Annotated in this window: 17 protein-coding genes; 15 read left to right on the top strand and 2 right to left on the bottom strand. The window is 62.1% G+C overall.

Annotated elements, in window-relative coordinates; translation table 11 throughout:
* Nucleotides 1–95: 95 nt before the first annotated feature.
* From ACMT3I_RS04895 to ACMT3I_RS04965, 15 genes are all read left to right on the top strand, one after another.
* Nucleotides 96–650, top strand: coding sequence for a HEAT repeat domain-containing protein (locus tag ACMT3I_RS04895; protein ID WP_414803305.1), 555 nt, complete (start codon nucleotides 96–98; stop codon nucleotides 648–650).
* 65 nt (nucleotides 651–715) lie between these two features.
* Complete coding sequence (locus tag ACMT3I_RS04900) at nucleotides 716–1,795, top strand: hypothetical protein (protein ID WP_414803306.1); 1,080 nt, start codon at nucleotides 716–718, stop codon at nucleotides 1,793–1,795.
* 93 nt (nucleotides 1,796–1,888) lie between these two features.
* Complete coding sequence (thrS, locus tag ACMT3I_RS04905; RefSeq protein WP_414803530.1) at nucleotides 1,889–3,814, top strand: threonine--tRNA ligase; 1,926 nt, start codon at nucleotides 1,889–1,891, stop codon at nucleotides 3,812–3,814.
* 1 nt (nucleotide 3,815) lies between these two features.
* Complete coding sequence (locus tag ACMT3I_RS04910) at nucleotides 3,816–4,388, top strand: HIT family protein (RefSeq protein ID WP_414803307.1); 573 nt, start codon at nucleotides 3,816–3,818, stop codon at nucleotides 4,386–4,388.
* 80 nt (nucleotides 4,389–4,468) lie between these two features.
* On the top strand, nucleotides 4,469–5,371 hold the full coding sequence (gene pdxS / locus ACMT3I_RS04915; protein WP_414803308.1) for a pyridoxal 5'-phosphate synthase lyase subunit PdxS: 903 nt from the start codon (nucleotides 4,469–4,471) through the stop codon (nucleotides 5,369–5,371).
* Nucleotides 5,372–5,381: 10 nt separating this feature from the next.
* Nucleotides 5,382–5,972, top strand: a complete 591-nt coding sequence (gene pdxT / locus ACMT3I_RS04920) for a pyridoxal 5'-phosphate synthase glutaminase subunit PdxT (protein ID WP_414803309.1) — start codon at nucleotides 5,382–5,384, stop codon at nucleotides 5,970–5,972.
* Nucleotides 5,973–6,017: 45 nt separating this feature from the next.
* On the top strand, nucleotides 6,018–6,782 hold the full coding sequence (locus ACMT3I_RS04925) for a YebC/PmpR family DNA-binding transcriptional regulator (protein ID WP_414803310.1): 765 nt from the start codon (nucleotides 6,018–6,020) through the stop codon (nucleotides 6,780–6,782).
* A 7-nt stretch (nucleotides 6,783–6,789) separates the two neighbouring features.
* On the top strand, nucleotides 6,790–7,431 hold the full coding sequence (gene ruvC, locus ACMT3I_RS04930) for a crossover junction endodeoxyribonuclease RuvC (protein ID WP_414803311.1): 642 nt from the start codon (nucleotides 6,790–6,792) through the stop codon (nucleotides 7,429–7,431).
* Nucleotides 7,428–8,102, top strand: coding sequence for a Holliday junction branch migration protein RuvA (gene ruvA, locus ACMT3I_RS04935; RefSeq protein ID WP_414803312.1), 675 nt, complete (start codon nucleotides 7,428–7,430; stop codon nucleotides 8,100–8,102). The genes ruvC and ruvA overlap by 4 nt, the downstream gene beginning before the upstream one ends.
* Entirely contained in the window at nucleotides 8,099–9,133 is a 1,035-nt protein-coding gene (gene ruvB / locus ACMT3I_RS04940; protein ID WP_414803313.1) for a Holliday junction branch migration DNA helicase RuvB, read from the top strand. Before ruvA ends, ruvB begins: the two co-directional genes overlap by 4 nt.
* A gap of 75 nt (nucleotides 9,134–9,208) precedes the next feature.
* Nucleotides 9,209–9,607, top strand: coding sequence for a preprotein translocase subunit YajC (gene yajC, locus ACMT3I_RS04945; RefSeq protein WP_414803314.1), 399 nt, complete (start codon nucleotides 9,209–9,211; stop codon nucleotides 9,605–9,607).
* A gap of 63 nt (nucleotides 9,608–9,670) precedes the next feature.
* A complete protein-coding gene (gene secD / locus ACMT3I_RS04950; RefSeq protein ID WP_414803315.1) occupies nucleotides 9,671–11,431 on the top strand; it encodes a protein translocase subunit SecD in 1,761 nt (586 codons plus the stop codon).
* Nucleotides 11,431–12,438: a protein translocase subunit SecF gene (gene secF, locus ACMT3I_RS04955; RefSeq protein ID WP_414803316.1), complete on the top strand. Its 1,008-nt coding sequence runs from the start codon at nucleotides 11,431–11,433 to the stop codon at nucleotides 12,436–12,438. Before secD ends, secF begins: the two co-directional genes overlap by 1 nt.
* Nucleotides 12,435–12,788, top strand: coding sequence for a rhodanese-like domain-containing protein (locus ACMT3I_RS04960; RefSeq protein ID WP_414803317.1), 354 nt, complete (start codon nucleotides 12,435–12,437; stop codon nucleotides 12,786–12,788). Before secF ends, ACMT3I_RS04960 begins: the two co-directional genes overlap by 4 nt.
* A gap of 73 nt (nucleotides 12,789–12,861) precedes the next feature.
* The gene (locus ACMT3I_RS04965; RefSeq protein WP_414803318.1) at nucleotides 12,862–15,114 is read left to right on the top strand and encodes a RelA/SpoT family protein; all 2,253 of its coding nucleotides are present in this window, start codon (nucleotides 12,862–12,864) and stop codon (nucleotides 15,112–15,114) included.
* Between the two features lie 698 nt (nucleotides 15,115–15,812).
* Here the strand turns inward: ACMT3I_RS04965 and ACMT3I_RS04970 are convergent.
* Nucleotides 15,813–17,045, bottom strand: coding sequence for a DUF349 domain-containing protein (locus tag ACMT3I_RS04970; protein WP_414803319.1), 1,233 nt, complete (start codon nucleotides 17,043–17,045; stop codon nucleotides 15,813–15,815).
* Between the two features lie 102 nt (nucleotides 17,046–17,147).
* A complete protein-coding gene (locus tag ACMT3I_RS04975) occupies nucleotides 17,148–18,038 on the bottom strand; it encodes a peptidylprolyl isomerase (protein WP_414803320.1) in 891 nt (296 codons plus the stop codon).
* Between the last annotated feature and the right edge of the window lie 46 nt (nucleotides 18,039–18,084).

The raw sequence follows: 18,084 nt of genomic DNA on the forward strand, positions 1-18,084 counted from the left end.
TACTGTGCCTAGCAGAATCCTCCTGATACAAGCGCACACGGCGCATGTGGCGTTGCCAGCATCTGGCCAGTGCAGCACGGTAGCCTTGAGAGGTTATGCGCGCCGAATCAGAGTCACAGCCCACCGTCCCCGTCGATCTTCCGCTTGCCGAGCGACTGGATGCGGCGGTGGCCAGATATACCGAAGCCGGCGTCCTGTCCCGCGCAGTCGCCCTCACAGAGGGCGCAATGGCCGGAGAAGACTTCCTCCTCTATGTCGGGGGTCGCCACGCCCAGGGGCTGCTCGACGGTGCTCCCGCCCTGTACTGGCCTGAGCTCTGGGGGATGCGTGCGCTGCTGCATGTGTGGGACCCTTCAGCCGGAACCGCAGTGAAGGCCGGCCTGGAGAACCAGGCGTGGCGTGTACGCGAAATGGCCGCCAGAGTGAGCCAGGAACGCGAACTCAATGTCGCGTCGTCGCTGGTGACCCTCCTCACTGATGAATCAGCACGTGTTCGTGCCGCTGCCGCCCACGCTCTCGGTGCGTGCGGCCGCGAAGAAGACCTCCCGGCCCTTGAAGCGCGTTTGCGCGATCCCGACAAGGACGTTCGTCGCGCTGCCCAGCAGGGTCGCGACCAGTTACGTCGCCGCTTCCCGCAGCCAACCGAATAATTCTGCCGGCTAAATATTTTGCGCTGCCCTCGGCTTTCGCCGGGGGCAGCGCTAGTGTCACGGATGTGCTCACGTCGACGCCGGCAACCGTTCGTTCCACCGTCCACACGCATGCCACGCGAATCGAATCCCGGGCCATCATGGTGGCCGCAGGCGCCTTCATTCTCTCGGCGCTCACCGCTCTGATCGTGATGCGCGGGATCACCCTGCCGCTGTGGAAAGACTTGTCGGTCGGAGTGCTTGCCATCCTCGCGGGGTCGGTTGTCGGCGCCGCAGCCTACGTGCTGAGCGCATATGACACCAGGAGCCGCAACGCAGCGACGACAGGCGTGAAACTGCGACTCCTGCGATTCGCCTGGGATACAGCCGCACTCACGTTCACTCACGTCGCCGTCTTCGCGATGCTGTGCCTGGTTCTGTTCTCGACTCTGCAGGACGCCTTTCTGGGGCTTGAGGTCGATGCCCTGACCGGGATGGTGCTTGTTGGCGTGGCCGGAGCAGCCTGCGGCTATTTCCTGTACCTCTCGGCGTCGTCGATGACCGCGTACAAGATGTCGAGCCTGCTCGCGGTGTTCCTCAGCAGCGGAGTGCTGCTGAGCATGACAACGGCGAGCGATCCGGATTGGTGGCACGCCAACTTCAGCAGTCTCGGCACGACAACTGATATATCCGGCTTCGCCTTCAACGCGACACTGACCATCGCCGGCGCGACGATCACGATCCTCGCCGACTACCTCACCAACGACCTGATGCGGTGGACGGCGCAGCAACGGGGCGAGGCAACCGCGCATATCAGCGTGGTGAAGTGGGCGCTCGTCACGATCGGCATCATGTTGGCTTTCGTCGGGCTCGTGCCCGTTGACGAAATCCTGCTCATTCACAACATTGCTGCCTCTGGCATGGTCGTGGTGTTCTTTGCATTGATGATCGGCCTGCGAAAGCTCGTGCCTGGCTATCCAGAAACGTTCTTCGTTCTGAGCTACGGCTTTCTTGCCGCGATCATCATCGCCGCGGTGATGTTTTTTCCCGTCGGCTATTACAACCTGACAGCTTTCGAGTTGATCTCAGCGGCTCTCATCTTCACCTGGCTAGTGATTTTCGTACGCAACACCGCCGCTGTCACTGCAGATGCTGAGTCCCCGTAAAGTTCTCCCACTAAAGTTAACGGGTACACCAAAACAGGGAGTTATTACGTGGCTGACGGCTTTGAGCTATTCACTGATCGATCTGTTGTCGCAATGCGCGTCAACGGCGAGCTCAAGGATCTCGCAACAACGATAACTACGACGGATGTCGTCGAGCCGGTCACCATCGATTCGCCCGATGGTTTGAACATTTTGCGCCACTCTGCAGCCCACGTGCTCGCGCAGGCCGTGCAAACGATCAACCCAGAAGCCAAGCTCGGCATCGGCCCGCCCGTCACCGACGGTTTCTACTACGACTTCGATGTCGAGCAGCCATTCACGCCAGAAGACCTGAAGGCCATCGAGAAGTCGATGGACCGCATCATCCGCTCTGGCCAGCGTTTCGTGCGCCGTGTCGTCACCGACGACGAGGCCCGCGCTGAGCTCGCGAATGAGCCATACAAACTTGAGCTGATCGGCCTGAAGGGTGGAGCAGCATCCGAGACCGAAGACAACGAGTCAGTCGAGGTCGGTGGCGCAGAGCTCACCATTTACGACAACGTCGACCCGAAGACGGGCGAGACGGTCTGGAAGGACCTCTGCCGGGGCCCGCACCTGCCGAACACCCGCATGATCGGCAACGGCTACTCGCTCACCCGCCTGGCCGCCGCGTACTGGCGCGGTTCTGAGAAGAACCCGCAGCTGCAGCGCGTCTACGGCACGGCATGGCCGACCAAGGACGAGTTGCGCGCATACCAGGCGCGCATGGAAGAGGCAGCGAAGCGCGACCATCGCAAGCTCGGTGCAGAGCTCGACCTGTTCAGCTTCCCCGAGGAGATCGGTTCAGGTCTCGCGGTGTTCCACCCCAAGGGCGGCATCATCCGTCAGGAGATGGAGAACTACTCGCGTAAGCGTCACACCGAGGCCGGATACGACTTCGTCTACACGCCACACATCACCAAGTCGAACCTGTTCGAAACCTCTGGGCACCTCGACTGGTATTCAGACGGCATGTTCCCGCCCATGCACCTCGACGAGGAGCGCGACGCTGACGGACACGTCACCCGTCAGGGCGTCGACTACTACCTCAAGCCGATGAACTGCCCGTTCCACAACCTCGTCTTCCGTTCAAGCGGCCGCAGCTACCGCGATCTGCCGATGCGCCTGTTCGAATTCGGCAGTGTCTACCGCTACGAGAAGTCCGGCGTTGTACACGGACTCACCCGTGTGCGCGGCATGACGCAGGACGACGCTCACATCTACACGACCCGCGAGGGCATGAAAGAGGAGCTCACAAGCACCCTCAACTTCGTGCTTCAGCTGCTCGCCGACTACGGCCTGAACGATTACTACCTCGAGCTGTCGACCAAGGACCCGAAGAAGTTCGTCGGTTCTGACGACGCGTGGGAAGAAGCGACGGCGACGCTGGCCGAGGTTGCGGCGGCATCCGGTCTCGAACTCGTTGCAGACCCAGGAGGAGCCGCCTTTTACGGCCCCAAGATCTCGGTGCAGGCACGCGACGCCATCGGTCGCACCTGGCAGATGTCGACGATCCAGCTCGACTTCAACCTGCCTGAGCGCTTTGACCTCGAATACACAGCGTCTGACGGAACCAAGCAGCGTCCCGTGATGATCCACCGTGCACTGTTCGGCTCGATCGAGCGGTTCTTCGCTGTGATCACCGAGCACTACGCCGGTGCATTCCCCGTCTGGCTCGCTCCTGTGCAGGTCGTCGGCATCCCGATCAGCGAGCAGTTCGGACCGTTCCTTGACGAGGTCATCGGAAAGCTCAAGGCCGCCGGTGTGCGTGCAGAGGTCGACAATTCTGACGACCGCATGCAGAAGAAGATCCGCAACCACACCAAGGCCAAGGTGCCATTCCAGCTCATCGTGGGCGAAGAGGACCGCGCCAACAACGCTGTCAGCTTCAGGTTCCGCGATGGCACGCAAGAGAACGGTGTGCCGGTCGATGACGCGATTGCTCGCATCCTCGCGTCCATCGAGTCTCGTGCGCAGGTGACGACACAGGGTCAGGTCTAACGTGAGTGCGAACTTCCCAGAGGACGCCGCAGGCGTCGAAGTGGAGAACTCGTCAGAGTTCGCCGCTGTTCCTGATGCCTTCCAGCGCCTCTGGACTCCGCACCGCCTGGTCTACATCCAGGACGGGCAGCAGCCGCACCCCGATGACTGCCCGTTCTGCCTCGCCCCGGGAATGGATGACGAGAAGGCACTGATCGTTGCCAGGGGAAAGCACGCATACGTACTGTTGAACCTGTTCCCGTACAACAGTGGCCACCTCCTGGTCTGCCCGTACCGTCATGTTGCGACATATGACCTGGCGACACCGGAAGAGGTTGCCGAAATTGGTAGCCTCACCCAGACGGCGATGCGGGTGTTGAAAGAGGTGTCGCACTGCGATGGCTTCAATCTCGGCATGAATCAGGGCCGGATTGCAGGGGCGGGAATCGCAGAGCACCTGCACCAGCACATCGTTCCGCGCTGGGCGCTCGACGCGAACTTCTTCCCGATCATCGCTGGCACGAAGGCGCTTCCGCGTCTGCTCGGCGACGTCAGGCAAGAGATCGCCGACGCCTGGCCCAGTGACACCGACTAAGTTTTCTCACTCAACGCCGTACTGGCCGCTGGAGCCCTGCGGTACCTGATGCACCATCACGCAAGGAATAGAATCCACGTATGACTGAGACCACTCCCGCAGAGCAGTTTGGCTCCAGCCGCGTCAAGCGCGGCCTGGCTGAGATGCTGAAGGGCGGCGTCATCATGGACGTCGTCACCGCAGAGCAAGCACGTATCGCAGAAGACGCCGGCGCCGTTGCCGTTATGGCACTCGAGCGCGTTCCGGCCGACATCCGCTCACAGGGCGGCGTTGCCCGTATGAGCGACCCCGACCTGATTGCGGCGATTCAGGCCGAGGTATCGATCCCAGTTATGGCCAAGGCCCGTATCGGCCACTTCGTCGAGGCGCAGGTTCTGCAGGCCCTCGAGGTTGACTACATCGACGAGTCAGAGGTGCTGAGCCCGGCCGACTACGTGAACCACATCGACAAGTGGAACTTCACGGTTCCCTTTGTCTGTGGCGCGACGAACCTGGGTGAGGCACTGCGCCGCATCAACGAAGGTGCGGCGATGATTCGCTCGAAGGGTGAAGCCGGTACCGGTGACGTCTCAGAGGCGACCAAGCACATCCGCAAGATCAAGGGTGAGGTCGCAGCCCTCGCCGCGCTGAGCAAGGACGAACTGTACGTCGCAGCGAAGGAACTGCAGGCCCCGTACGAGCTCGTTGTTGAGATCGCTGCGACCGGCAAGCTTCCCGTCGTGCTATTCACCGCCGGTGGCGTCGCAACACCTGCCGACGCAGCAATGATGATGCAGCTCGGTGCAGACGGCGTGTTCGTTGGCTCTGGCATCTTCAAGTCGGGCAACCCGGCACAGCGCGCGGCCGCGGTCGTCAAGGCTGTCACCTTCTACGACGACCCCAGCGTTATCGCTGAGGTCTCGCGCGGACTCGGAGAGGCAATGGTCGGCATCAACGTGTCAGACCTCGCCGCCCCGCACCGCCTCTCAGAGCGCGGCTGGTAATACACAACAGATGATCGTTGGAGTTCTCGCCCTGCAAGGCGATTTTCGTGAGCACGCACAGGTGCTTCGGTCGCTCGGCGCAGAGGTCGAGTTCGTACGTCGCCCGGAAGAATTGGCCCGCGTCAGCGGCTTGGTGATTCCGGGCGGCGAATCCAGCGTGATGGACAAGCTGTCGCGCACCTTCGGGCTCGCCGAACCGTTGAAGGCCGCCATTCGCGGCGGGCTTCCGGTGTACGGCACCTGCGCGGGACTAATCATGCTTGCCGACACGGTGATCGACGGCATCGCAGGCCAGCAAAGCCTCGGCGGCCTCGACATCGCTGTACGCCGCAATGCGTTCGGCTCGCAGACCGCATCGTTCGAGACTGATCTCGACATCCCCGCGGTCGGTGAAGAGCCAGTCCACGCGGTCTTCATTCGTGCCCCCATCGTCGAGACTGTCGGGCCTGCGGCAACCGCTCTGGCCTCTGTGGCGGATGGTCGTTGCGTGGCCGTTGAGCAGGGAAATCTGCTCGGGACGTCTTTCCACCCCGAAATTACGGGCGAATACCGTATTCACGAGTACTTTTTGACAAAGGTTGCAACTGCCGGCCTGAACTAGAATGGCTAGGCAGCAGCACTATGAGAGCGACACAACGGGAGATTCATGTCCGGGCATTCCAAATGGGCGACTACTAAGCACAAAAAGGCAATCACCGACTCTCGTCGGGCCAAGGCTTTCGCCAAACTGATCAAGAACATCGAAGTCGCAGCCAAAATGGGCGGCGCCGACCTCTCTGGTAACCCCACGCTGGTGGACGCCATCCAGAAGGCCAAGAAGACTTCTGTTCCGAACGACAACATCGATCGCGCGGTCAAGCGCGGCGCCGGCCTCAGTGGCGAGTCCGTCGACTACATGAACATCATGTACGAGGGCTACGCAGCGAACGGCGTCGCCATCATGATCGAGTGTCTGACCGACAACAAGAACCGGGCTGCAGCCGAAGTTCGCACGACCATGAGCCGCAACGGTGGCACCATGGCAGATCCAGGCAGTGTGGCGTACAACTTCCACCGCAAGGGGATCGTTGTCGTTCCGCACACCGAGAACGTCACTGAAGACGACGTTCTGATGGCAGTTCTCGACGCCGGCGCAGAAGAGGTCGTCGACGAGGGCGAGACCTTCGATGTGTTCTGTGAGCCCGGCGACCTGGTTGCCACCCGCACCGCGCTACAGGATGCCGGCATCGACTATGACTCGGCCGACGCCGCATTCGTACCGTCGCTCAAGGTCGAGGTCGACGTTGAGACCGCTCGCAAGGTGTTTCGCCTGATCGATGCACTCGAAGACCTTGACGACGTGCAGAACATCTACAGCAACTACGACATCACGCCAGAGGTTCAGGCCGAACTTCAGGCTGACGAGGAGTAGCAACCGCATGTCGGTCCGGGTGCTCGGCATCGACCCCGGGCTGACGCGCTGCGGCGTCGGCATTGTCGACGTCTCAGGCAATCGCTCCGCTCGGCTCGTCGACGTGACGGTGCTCCGCACAACGCCTGACATGCCACTCGAGCAGCGTTTGTTGTCGATCGGTGACGGTCTCGAGGAACTCCTCGATCGCCACAAGCCACAGTTCGTTGCACTGGAGCGTGTTTTCGCCCAGCAGAACGTGAGCACGGTCATGGGTGTAGCCCAGATCAGTGGCGTCGCGATGCTGCTCGCAGCCCGGCGCAGCCTGCCCGTCACACTCCACACGCCGAGCGAGGTCAAGGCCGCGATCACCGGCTATGGCTCCGCCGACAAGAAGCAGGTCGGTACGATGGTTGCCCGCATCCTTGGGCTGGCAGAGATCCCGAAGCCTGCGGATGCCGCTGACGCACTGGCGTTGGCGATCTGTCATGCCTGGCGCACGGGGGCGGCAGGCGGCGCCCTGCCGACAACCTCGGTATCTGGCGTGGTGTCAGGAGCTGGCAGTGCGGCGGCTCGGGGAACCGGCGCACAGACGCCGGCCCAGAAAGCATGGCTCGCCGCTGAGCGTGGCGCGGCAGCGTCGGTGGCTCCCCGTAGTCTGAAGAGGTGATTTCTTCAGTTCGTGGTCTTGTCCTCTCCGCCCTCGGTTCAACGATCGTCATTGAGGTTGGGGGAGTCGGACTGGCGCTTCAGGTGACCCCGGCGACGGCGTTTTCTGTGCGCGTGGGTGCCGAAGCGCGACTGTCAACCACACTCGTCGTCCGAGAAGATTCCCTGACGCTCTATGGCTTCAACTCTGCCGACGAACTCGCAGTGTTCGAGCTGCTTACCGGCGTCACCGGCGTCGGTCCCAAGTCGGCACTAGGGGTACTGGCTGCCCTTACTCCGTTGCAGATCGCACACGCCGTCACCGTTGACGACGACAGCGCGTTCCGCAAGGTTAGCGGCATCGGCCCGAAGACGGCCAAGCTGATCGTGCTCTCGCTCGCCGGCAAGTTGAACGCGATCGCGCTTGCGGCTCCAGCGGCCGTACCCGGAACGCCTGGTGGAGCCACAGGGGGCAACGCAGCCGCTGTATCCGCTGGCGTGCAGGCTGCACTGATCGGCCTGGGTTGGTCGGAGCGGGTTGCTGCTGAGGCCGTCGATGAGATTTTGGCAGAGACCGGGGGAGACGAGCCCATCGTCGTCGGCACCATCCTGCGTCTGGCGCTGGCCAAGCTTGGCCCGGCCAGGCAGTCGACGGCATCGGCCGCCGCAGCGACGCGCGGTGCTTCATCATGAGCGACGACCCGAGCATCGAACTGACGAACCCAGCCGTCGACGGAGATGTTGAGCTTGCCTTTGAAGGCGCTCTTCGTCCGCAGAGCCTCGATGAGTTCGTCGGCCAGCACAAGGTGAGGGGTCAACTGCAGTTGCTGCTGACCGCGGCAACGATGCAGCAGCGAACGCCAGACCACATCCTGCTTGCTGGGCCTCCCGGTCTCGGAAAGACAACGCTGGCCATGATCGTGGCGCACGAAGGCAACCGGCCTCTCCGGATGTCGAGCGGTCCGGCGATCCAACATGCAGGCGACCTGGCCGCTGTCTTGTCGTCGCTCGTTCCCGGTGAGGTGCTCTTTATTGATGAGATTCACCGGATGGCTCGCTCGGCCGAAGAGATGCTGTACCTGGCAATGGAAGACTTCCGTATCGACATCATGGTCGGTAAGGGTGCCGGCGCAACGTCGATTCCGCTCGACCTCGCGCCGTTCACCCTGGTGGGGGCTACGACGAGGTCTGGACTGCTTCCAAACCCATTGCGCGACAGATTCGGTTTCACTGCCCACCTGGAGTTCTACTCAGACGACGAACTTGCCGAAGTACTGGCTCGCGCTGCGATGCTCCTTGGCCTTCCCGTCGACAGCGAAGCACTGGCCGAGATTGCCGGTCGCTGCCGTGGCACACCGCGTATCGCGAACCGGTTGTTGCGCCGTGTGCGCGACTACGCCCTGGTCCACGGTGGAGACCCCGATATTGCGGCGGTTCATGCAGCTCTCGAACTGTACGACGTCGATGAGGTCGGCCTCGATCGGCTCGACCGCGAAGTCATGAATACGATCTTGACCCGTTTTGGGGGAGGGCCAGTTGGCCTGAATACTCTGGCTGTTTCTGTGGGTGAGGAGCCCGAGACGATCGAAGCGGTCGTTGAGCCCTTCCTGGTACGGATAGGCTTCCTCACGCGTACACCTCGAGGACGAGTGGCGACTCCGCGGGCCTGGCAGCACATGGGCCTTCGCAATCCGCAGCTTGGACTCACCCTTGATGACTTATAATTCAAGCTGGTTCGCACGGTTCCGCGCTCACGCACCGCGGAAGTCGCACCGCAATTCGGAAGGTTTTACAGTTTTATGGATCCGTTGACACTCATCATGCTCGCCGTACTGGCGTTGCTCGTTTTCTTCATGTTCCGCAACAGCCGCAAGCGCCAGAAAGACACCGCTTCGCTGCAGTCGAAGATGGTCGCCGGAGCCAAGGTCATGACGAACTTCGGCCTCTTCGGAACCATCGTCTCGATCGATGAAGAAGAGAACAAGGTTGCGCTTGAAATCGCACCGGGCACCATCGTTGAGATTCACCGCCAGACGATCGCTCGCGTTGTCGAGCCCGTTGCCGATGACGAAGAGTCAGCTGACGCAGTAACCAGCCTTGACAGCACTTCTTCGTTGAATGAGCCGGAGTTCGGCGAGCGTAACAACGACGTCTCTGGCGACGTTTCAGGTGACGAACCCAAAAAGGGCGACGCGTAACTAATCCCTCTCCCGTGCCCGCGCAATAGAGCGCGGGCACGAGCATAGAAAGCTGAGTTCAAGGTGGCAAAGTCGTCGACCCCGGTCAAAAAGGCCTGGCGTTCCCTGAGCTGGCTGGGCGTGATCATCGTCGGTCTGTTCGCAATCAACGCCGTTGGCGTGATGACCGGTAGTGGTTCATGGACTCCGAAGCTCGCGCTCGACCTCGAGGGCGGTACCCAGATCATCCTGGCGCCCAAGCTCGAGTCAGGTCAGACAGTTTCGTCTGAGCAGCTCAACCAGGCAGTCTCGATCATCCGTCAGCGTGTTGACTCCTCCGGTGTCTCTGAGGCCGAGATCAACACCCAGGGTGGCAAGAACATCGTTGTGTCTATCCCAGGCACGCCTGATGAAGAGACGATCAACCGCATTGAATCATCGGCGAAGCTTGAGTTCCGGCCCGTCCTCGTCGCTGGACAGCCGTCGAACTCCGCCGTTGGTGCTGATGGAACAGCAACGCCGACACCGGCAGCACCCGTCGATCCGAGCCTTGAAAGCACGCCGACTGTCAGCCCCACCGATGCCAGCGACCTGAACTACGTCACGCCTGCCCTACAGGCCGAGTACGACGCTCTCGACTGCAGCACCCTTGACACCTCGCAGGTCGCCCCGGCAAATGAGCCGCTCGTCACTTGTGAAGCCGATGGTTCGGTCAAGTACATCCTCGGCCCTGTCGAAGTCAGCGGCGAGAACATCAAAGACGCGACAAACGGACAGGTCACGACCTCGAGCGGTGCAACCACCGGCGAGTGGGCAGTCAACATCGTCTTCGACAGCACCGGAACCAAGCAGTTCGCTGAGGTCACCACGCGCCTCAGCGGTCTGACCGGCGTACAGAACCAGTTCGCGATCGTTCTTGACGGCAAGGTCATCTCGGCGCCGCGCACACTGGCGGTCATCACCAATGGCGAACCACAGATCACCGGTTCGTTCGATCAGGATTCCTCGAAGGCCCTCGCCGACCAGCTGAAGTTCGGTGCGCTGCCGCTCAGCTTCGTTGTGCAGAGCCAGGACACCATCTCTGCGACGCTGGGTTCCACCCAGCTGACCAGCGGATTGATCGCCGGCCTCATCGGTCTGATCCTCGTTGTCATCTATTCACTCCTGCAATACCGGCTGCTGGGTCTCGTGACCGTCGCCTCGCTTGCGGTTGCGGCTGTGATCACCTACTTACTCATCACGATCCTGTCGTGGCGGGAAGGCTACCGACTGTCGCTGGCCGGTGTCGCCGGTCTAATCGTCGCCATCGGTATTACCGCCGACTCGTTCATCGTGTACTTCGAACGTGTACGTGACGAGTTGCGCGACGGGCGCGGGCTGGTGTCATCAGTCGAAGCCGGCTGGAAGCGCGCGATTCGAACGATCCTGGCCTCGGACACCGTAAACTTCCTGGCTGCCGCCGTGCTGTTCATCGTTGCGGTCGGAAACGTGAAGGGCTTCGCTCTCACGCTGGGACTGACGACCATCGTCGACGTTGCCGTCGTGATGTTGTTCACTCACCCCATATTGCAGCTGCTGTCGAACACGAAGTTCTTCAACGAGGGCCACAAACTGAGTGGTCTCGACCCCCGAGCACTCGGCGCGGTGTACCGCGGCCGTGCGCAGTTCGCTCCGTCGGCCGCGGTCTCCCCGACGAAGGCGGCGTCCGCCAGTCGTGAGGCCGCAAAGAGGCAGACGATTGCAGAACGTAAGGCAGCCGAACTCGCCGGATCCAGCAGCTCCAAGCCTGCAAGCACTGATGCGCCGAACAACACTGATGCGCCGAACAAGGGGAAGGATTCCTAATGGCTAGTTTCGCCCAGTTCGGTAACGACCTGCACACCGGCAAGCGCTCATACAACATCGTCGGTCGACGTAAGACCTGGTACCTCGTCGCCGGCATCATGATCTTGATCGCCATCGTCGGCCCGTTGCTTCGCGGCGGTTTCGTCTTCGGCATCGAGTTCACCGGCGGCTCGGAATTCGTCGTCTCGGAGGTGACGAGCCAGGACCAGTCGATCGCCAACGATGCTGTCACCAGCGTCGTTCCGACGGCCGTCGCCAAGGTGACCACCGTCAGCGACTCGGCCATCCGCGTTCAGACAGACCAGATGACAGGTGAAGAGACTCGCGCGGTGGGCGTAGCCCTTGCCGAGGCATACGGGGTTCCCGAAGATCAGGTGACCTCCTCGTTCATCGGCCCGTCGTGGGGTGCTGACATCACCGGTCAGGCAATCCGAGGTCTGTTGATCTTCCTGGCCCTGGCTGCTGTTGTGATGGCGCTGTACTTCCGCACCTGGAAGATGGCGTTGGCCGCAATGATCGCTCTGGTACACGACCTCATCATCACCGCTGGATTCTACGGAATCACGGGCTTCGAGATCACGCCTGCTGCGGTCATCGGCTTCTTGACGATTCTCGGCTACTCGCTCTATGACACCGTGGTGGTCTTCGACAAGATCCGTGAGAATACCAGCGCAGAAGGCCTGGAACGACGCACATTCGCTGAATCGGTGAACCTTGCGGTCAACCAGACCCTCGTCCGCTCGATCAACACCTCGGTCGTTGCCGCGCTTCCGGTCGCCTCGATTCTCTTCATCGGTGCATTCGTACTCGGTGCTGGCACGCTGCGGGACATCTCTCTCGCACTGCTGATCGGCATGCTCGTCGGTGCATACTCGACGATCTTCATCGCGTCGCCGCTCTACGCCCAGCTGCGTGAGGGCGAGCCTGAGATCCGCAAGCGCGACAAGAAGATCCTCGCTGCCCGTGCGAAGGCAACCACAGGCAGCGCCGTGGAAGCTGGCGTATGAGTTCGTTTCACGATGCGTCGGCTGCCGGTCCAACGGCAGTCGATGCGGTGGATGCCATCCGTCTCGTTGGGGCGGGCGACGCCTGGCTTCTCGACGTGCGTGAGGGCTACGAGTGGGCAGACGGCCACGTGGCCGAGGCCCACCACATCCCGATGGCTGAGCTGGGCGCCAGGCAGAGTGAGATCCCTGAGGACCAGCTCGTCCTGGTGATCTGTCACTCGGGCGGACGGTCTCGGCTGGTGACAGACGCACTCGTTCGCGCGGAGTACAACGCGAAGAACGTCGAGGGCGGCATGGAGGCCTGGCTCGCCTCTGGCGGGCTGACTATCAGGGACAACAGCGATAATTGAATGATTGGGTAGCTGACGCCTCTTTCGGCGTCAGTATTCGTATGGTGGGGGCCAACAAGAACGAAGGTGGATCATGACGGAAACTTCTGTCCCGTCTGCTGCCTCGCTGCGCCGTCTCGTACCGCGCATTTTCTCGAGGGCTCAGCCGGCCGGAGCTGTCGACACATTACTCAAGACAGTCAGGATGCATCATCCCAAGGCTGACCTGGGGATCATCGAACGGGCATACACCGCGGCAGAGAGCGCCCACAGCGGTCAGAAGCGTCGCAGCGGCGAGCCCTACATCACGCACCCGATCGCGGTAGCCCAGATCCTGGCCGATCTCGGTATCGGCCCGAAGACCATCGCTGCTGCCCTGCTGCACGACACCGTCGAAGACACGGCGTACACGCTTGACCAGCTGCGCGCCGACTTCGGTGATGAGATCGCGATGCTGGTCGACGGCGTCACCAAGCTCGACAAGGTCAAGTACGGGGATAGCACCCAGGCTGAGACCGTTCGCAAGATGATCGTCGCGATGTCCAAAGACATCCGGGTACTCATCATCAAGCTGGCCGACAGGCTGCACAACGCTCGCACCTGGGGCTTTGTCCCGGCGGAGTCAGCGGCCCGCAAGGCGACAGAGACGCTCGAGATCTATGCTCCGCTCGCGCACAGGCTGGGTATCCAGGCCATCAAATGGGAGCTCGAAGACCTCTCATTCGCGGTGCTGTATCCCAAGCTGTACGCCGAGATCGAGAGCCTGGTCAAACAGCGCACCCCGCAGCGCGAAGAATTCGTGCAGCAGGTCATCGACGCGATCAACGACGACCTCAAGGCCTCACGCATCCGTGGCAAGGTAGCCGGACGCCCGAAGCAGTACTACTCGATCTACCAGAAGATGGTTCTGCGGGGTCGTGAGTTCGACGAGATCTACGACCTGGTCGGCATCCGTGTGCTGGTGAACTCGGTGCGGGACTGCTACGCGGTCCTTGGCGCCATTCACGCCAGGTGGACGCCGCTGCCCGGCCGCTTCAAGGACTACATCGCCACCCCGAAATTCAACCTGTACCAGTCGCTGCACACGACGGTGCTCGGCCCGAGCGGTCGTCCCGTTGAAATCCAGATTCGTACCCAGGAGATGCATCAGCGCGCCGAGTTCGGTGTGGCGGCTCACTGGAAGTACAAGGAGCAGGTCAACGGCAAGTCAAGTGGCCTTGGCCCGAAGAGCGACACCGACATGGCGTGGCTCGCACACATCTCCGACTGGCAGGCAGAGACCAGCGACCCCAACGAGTTCCTCGATTCGCTGCGCTATGAGATCGGCGCCAAAGAGGTCTACGTGTTCACCCCGAAGGGGCGGGTCATTGGTCTTCCGGCCGGCGCAACCCCCGTGGACTTCGCATACGCAGTGCACACCGAGGTTGGGCATCGCACCATGGGGTCCAAGGTCAACGGGCGTCTCGTTCCATTGGAGAGCGAGCTCAACACCGGTGATGTCGTCGAGGTCTTCACGTCGAAGAACCCTGATTCTGGTCCAAGCAAGGACTGGCTGAACTTCGTCAAGAGCCCGAGGGCTCGCAACAAGATTCGCCAGTGGTTCACCAAGGAACGCCGCGACGAGGCGATCGAGCAGGGTCGCGACGCGATCGCCAGGGCGATGCGCAAGCAGAACCTGCCGTTGCAGAAGCTGATGAACCAGGATTCATTCGCCGAAGTCGCCGCGCTGATGAAGTACGAAGACGTGTCTGCGCTCTACGCCGCAGTCGGTGAGGGCCATGTCTCGACCCAGTCGGTGCTTGAGAAGGTCGTGTCGACATTACAGAACGTCGACGAGGCTGAGGGCGCTGACATCCCCATCGCGCCGAGAGGGCGCACACAGACGCTGCGCAACAGCGATTCAGGTGTGCTTGTACGTGGAGCCCCAGACATCCTTGTCAAGCTGGCGAGGTGCTGCACGCCGGTGCCAGGCGACAAGATCGTGGGCTTCATCACCCGCGGATCCGGCGTGTCAGTGCACCAGGCGTCGTGCCACAACGTCGAGTCGCTGCTGAAAGAGCCAGAGCGGATGATCGACGTCGAGTGGGCGCCCACCTCGAAGAGCCTCTTCATGGTGCAGATCCAGATCGAAGCACTTGACCGCTCCGGGCTGCTGTCTGACGTGACACGCGTACTGTCTGAGCACCACGTCAACATCCTGTCGGCAACAGTCAACACATCAAGCAACCGCCTGGCGCTCAGCCGGTTCGTGTTCGAGATGGGGGACACCACCCACCTCGACCGTGTGCTGAATGCCGTACGTCGCATCGATGCGGTGTATGACGTGTACCGGGTAAGCGACGGCTAGATCCCGGGTCGCTGCGGCCCCGGTCGCTAACTGGGCCCTGGCGCGCTGGATTCTTCCACGCGCCAGGGCTGCATACTGTCGACCGCTCTGCAGAAGCGGATGCCGCTCGACGGCGTCGCCCTGCAGCGTCGTGCACGAGACAAGGAGTGCGGCGAGCACGGGCACCAGCTCATCGTCACTCGCGTCGAGCGTTCTGGCGAGGTCGACGACGGTGCGAAGCGGCGTGGTGACGATCGCTCCGCCGAGATCGATTGTCTCTGCCGTTATCCCGGTAACCTCACGCAGCTGATAGCGGGTCGAGAACGCGACGTGCGCACGTGCGCTGGTATCGACACAGAAATTATGCCGATGAGGCTCCGGAGCAGCGTCGAAGATCCAGGCTGCAGTGAGTCGCTCGGCTATCGCCCTGGCCGGCACCATCGTTGCCGCGGCCAGCGCGCGTTCACGAGCACCGTCGGGTTGGTCGATCGGACACCACACGTCGCCGAGAGCGAAGAGCTCGCCATCCATTCGTGCGCTGCAGAGCTCAGCGAGCGGGAGGTCATCGGTTGAAAGCACAGGAGCCAGGCGAGTCGTCATCGGCCCACAGTGAGCCTCATCCGCATGCTCGTCGGCACGATGCCGTCATCTGTGGACGGCGCACGACGAAGCCCCGCTGTGTATAACCAGCGGGGCTTCGTATATGCAGTGGACGAGCGTTATTGTCCGATGGCCTTCAGCCAGGACTGCTTGGTCTCAAGGGCTTCCTTGGCCGCTGCGATGGCCTTGGGGTCCTTGCCTGCCTCAGCCTCGGCCAGTTCGGCCTCCAGCTTGGCGATGGCATCGTGCAGCTGGCCGGCGAGTCCTTCGGCGCGAGCCTTGGTCTCGGGGTTGTTGCGCTTCCAGTGATCGTCGTCGAGCTTACGTACAGCTGCTTCGACCTTGCGCAGGCGCTCTTCGATGACCTTGACCTGGTCGCGCGGGACCTTGCCGATGGCATCCCAGCGACGCTGCACCGAGGTCAGTGCGGTGCGTGCCTTGTTGCGGTCGGTCTCATCCAGGATGAGCTCGGCCTCGGTGAGCAGCGCGAGCTTCTCTTCGAGGTTGCCAGCGAACTCTTCGTTCTCGATGGCGTCGACTTCGGACTTCGCGGCGAACAGCACGTCTCCGGCAGCCTTGAACTTCGCCCACATGGCGTCGTCCTGCTTCTTGCCAGAGCGACCGGCGAGCTTCCACTCTTCGAGAAGTTCGCGGTAGGCCGGGATGCCGTCTGCGCCACGAGGAGCGAGCGCTTCAGCCTGGCTGATGAGCTGCTGCTTGCGGTTGCGAACGTCGCGGTGTGCGCTGTCGAGGTCGGCGAAGAACGCCTTGCGGTTCTGCTCGATCGTGGTGCGGGCTGCGCGGAATCGCTTCCACAGCTCGTTCGCCTCGTTCTTCGGAATGCGCGGCGCGTCGTGCTGGTGTGCCTGCCACTTGGCGAAGAGTTCGTCGAGAGCGGCGCTGGCCTGCTTCCACTGGGTCTTTGCGGGGTCTTCGGCGGCGAGGCGCTCGGCCTGCTCAACGATCTCGGTGCGCTCGGCCAGGGCTGCGGCAGACGCGGCCTTTGCTTCGGCGCTCTGCTGCTCGGTGAGCTCGGTTACGGTGCCACCGAGTGCGCCGAGACGCTCAACGAGTGCTGCAAGGTTGCCGACCGCGTTTGCGGTGGCGACAGTCTCCTGCAGGTGTGCGACGGCCTTGGCGATGTCGGCTGCCGGGGCGCCGCCACGGGCGCGCTGCTCGAGCAGGGTCACCTGTCCGTTGAGTTCGACGTACTTGCGCTCGAAGTACGCAAGGGCTTCTTCTGGCGTTCCGTCTGGGTACTGGCCGACGGCACGTTCTCCGGATGCCTCGCGCACGTAAACCGTGCCGGTTTCGTCTACGCGACCCCATGGTTGCTGATCTGTCGTAGTCAAGAGCCTCACCTTGCTGATGTAGTTGCGTTCTCACGAACGTTGGAATAACGGCACCAGCCTATTGCAATGCCGCTGTGGAAACTGATGCCGTGGAAACGGATACTACTGAATTGTGACGGATGTGATCGTCGTCGGAACTGCAGGGGTTCCATCGGTGGAGCCGTCTGCGACGCCCGCATCAGTGATCTGCGCCTTGAGCTCGTCGAGCCCGCTGGTCACTTTGCCGATCACACTGTAGCCGCCCGCTGCATCAGCGGGAATAGTTGTGTCGTCGTACACGATGAAGAATTGGCTGCCGTTTGTGTACGCATTCCCACCCTGGCGCGCCATGGCGATCGTTCCAGCCGGGTAGACCCCGTCTGCCGGCGCATTTTCAATGGGCCCGTAGTTGTAGCCGGGGCCGCCGCTGCCGTTGCCTGACGGGTCGCCACACTGGAGAACGAAGAAACCGCCGTTGGTCAGACGGTGGCACGAGACATCCTGGTAGAAGCCGCTCTGGATGAGGCTGATCGTCGATGACACAGCCTGCGGTGCCGTTGCGCCGTCGAGCTCGATGCCGAGGGGAACCGAGTTGAGGGTCATCTCCCCTGTCCAGACGCGGTTCTCCGCGAGGTCTGCCGATGGCACGTCACCCGTGTTGGCGCCCGATTCCGGAGTGGCGCTCGACGTGGGCGTCGGAGTTGCGCTTGCCTCAGCATCGGGAGTGCCTGGACCGCCGTTGAAGAAGAGGAGCTGGGCGCCAACGGCCAGGACCAAGACGACAACGAGAGCGGATGCCGCAATCACGTTGTCTCTGGCCCGACGCTTCTGCTGGTGCTCGTTCACTGCGCGCCTGGCCTGGTAGCCGCGAACGCGTGCTCGGGTCTCGCGTGCCTCACGGTCTTGCTTACTACTAGGTGCCACGTCGATCCTCCCGGACGCCAGCGTCGATGGGGAGACCATCGGCTGATAAGACAAAAAGAGGCCGTACAGCTTGCGCATGTCTTCGGCCACGATGAACTCTACGCAACAAGCGTGACGGTGGCCAAATAGCCGCGCG

Origin of the sequence: Leifsonia sp. A12D58 (genome assembly GCF_047530025.1) — a bacterium.
In the GTDB taxonomy this organism is placed as follows: domain Bacteria; phylum Actinomycetota; class Actinomycetes; order Actinomycetales; family Microbacteriaceae; genus Cryobacterium.

Bases quoted from the DNA above. Each gene is read 5' to 3' on its own strand.
- ACMT3I_RS04895 (WP_414803305.1), top strand. From the start codon at position 96: ATGCGCGCCGAATCAGAGTCACAGCCCACCGTCCCCGTCGATCTTCCG.
- thrS (WP_414803530.1), top strand. From the start codon at position 1,889: ATGCGCGTCAACGGCGAGCTCAAGGATCTCGCAACAACGATAACTACG.
- pdxS (WP_414803308.1), top strand. From the start codon at position 4,469: ATGACTGAGACCACTCCCGCAGAGCAGTTTGGCTCCAGCCGCGTCAAG.
- pdxT (WP_414803309.1), top strand. From the start codon at position 5,382: ATGATCGTTGGAGTTCTCGCCCTGCAAGGCGATTTTCGTGAGCACGCA.
- ACMT3I_RS04925 (WP_414803310.1), top strand. From the start codon at position 6,018: ATGTCCGGGCATTCCAAATGGGCGACTACTAAGCACAAAAAGGCAATC.
- ruvC (WP_414803311.1), top strand. From the start codon at position 6,790: ATGTCGGTCCGGGTGCTCGGCATCGACCCCGGGCTGACGCGCTGCGGC.
- ruvB (WP_414803313.1), top strand. From the start codon at position 8,099: ATGAGCGACGACCCGAGCATCGAACTGACGAACCCAGCCGTCGACGGA.
- yajC (WP_414803314.1), top strand. From the start codon at position 9,209: ATGGATCCGTTGACACTCATCATGCTCGCCGTACTGGCGTTGCTCGTT.
- secF (WP_414803316.1), top strand. From the start codon at position 11,431: ATGGCTAGTTTCGCCCAGTTCGGTAACGACCTGCACACCGGCAAGCGC.
- ACMT3I_RS04960 (WP_414803317.1), top strand. From the start codon at position 12,435: ATGAGTTCGTTTCACGATGCGTCGGCTGCCGGTCCAACGGCAGTCGAT.
- ACMT3I_RS04965 (WP_414803318.1), top strand. From the start codon at position 12,862: ATGACGGAAACTTCTGTCCCGTCTGCTGCCTCGCTGCGCCGTCTCGTA.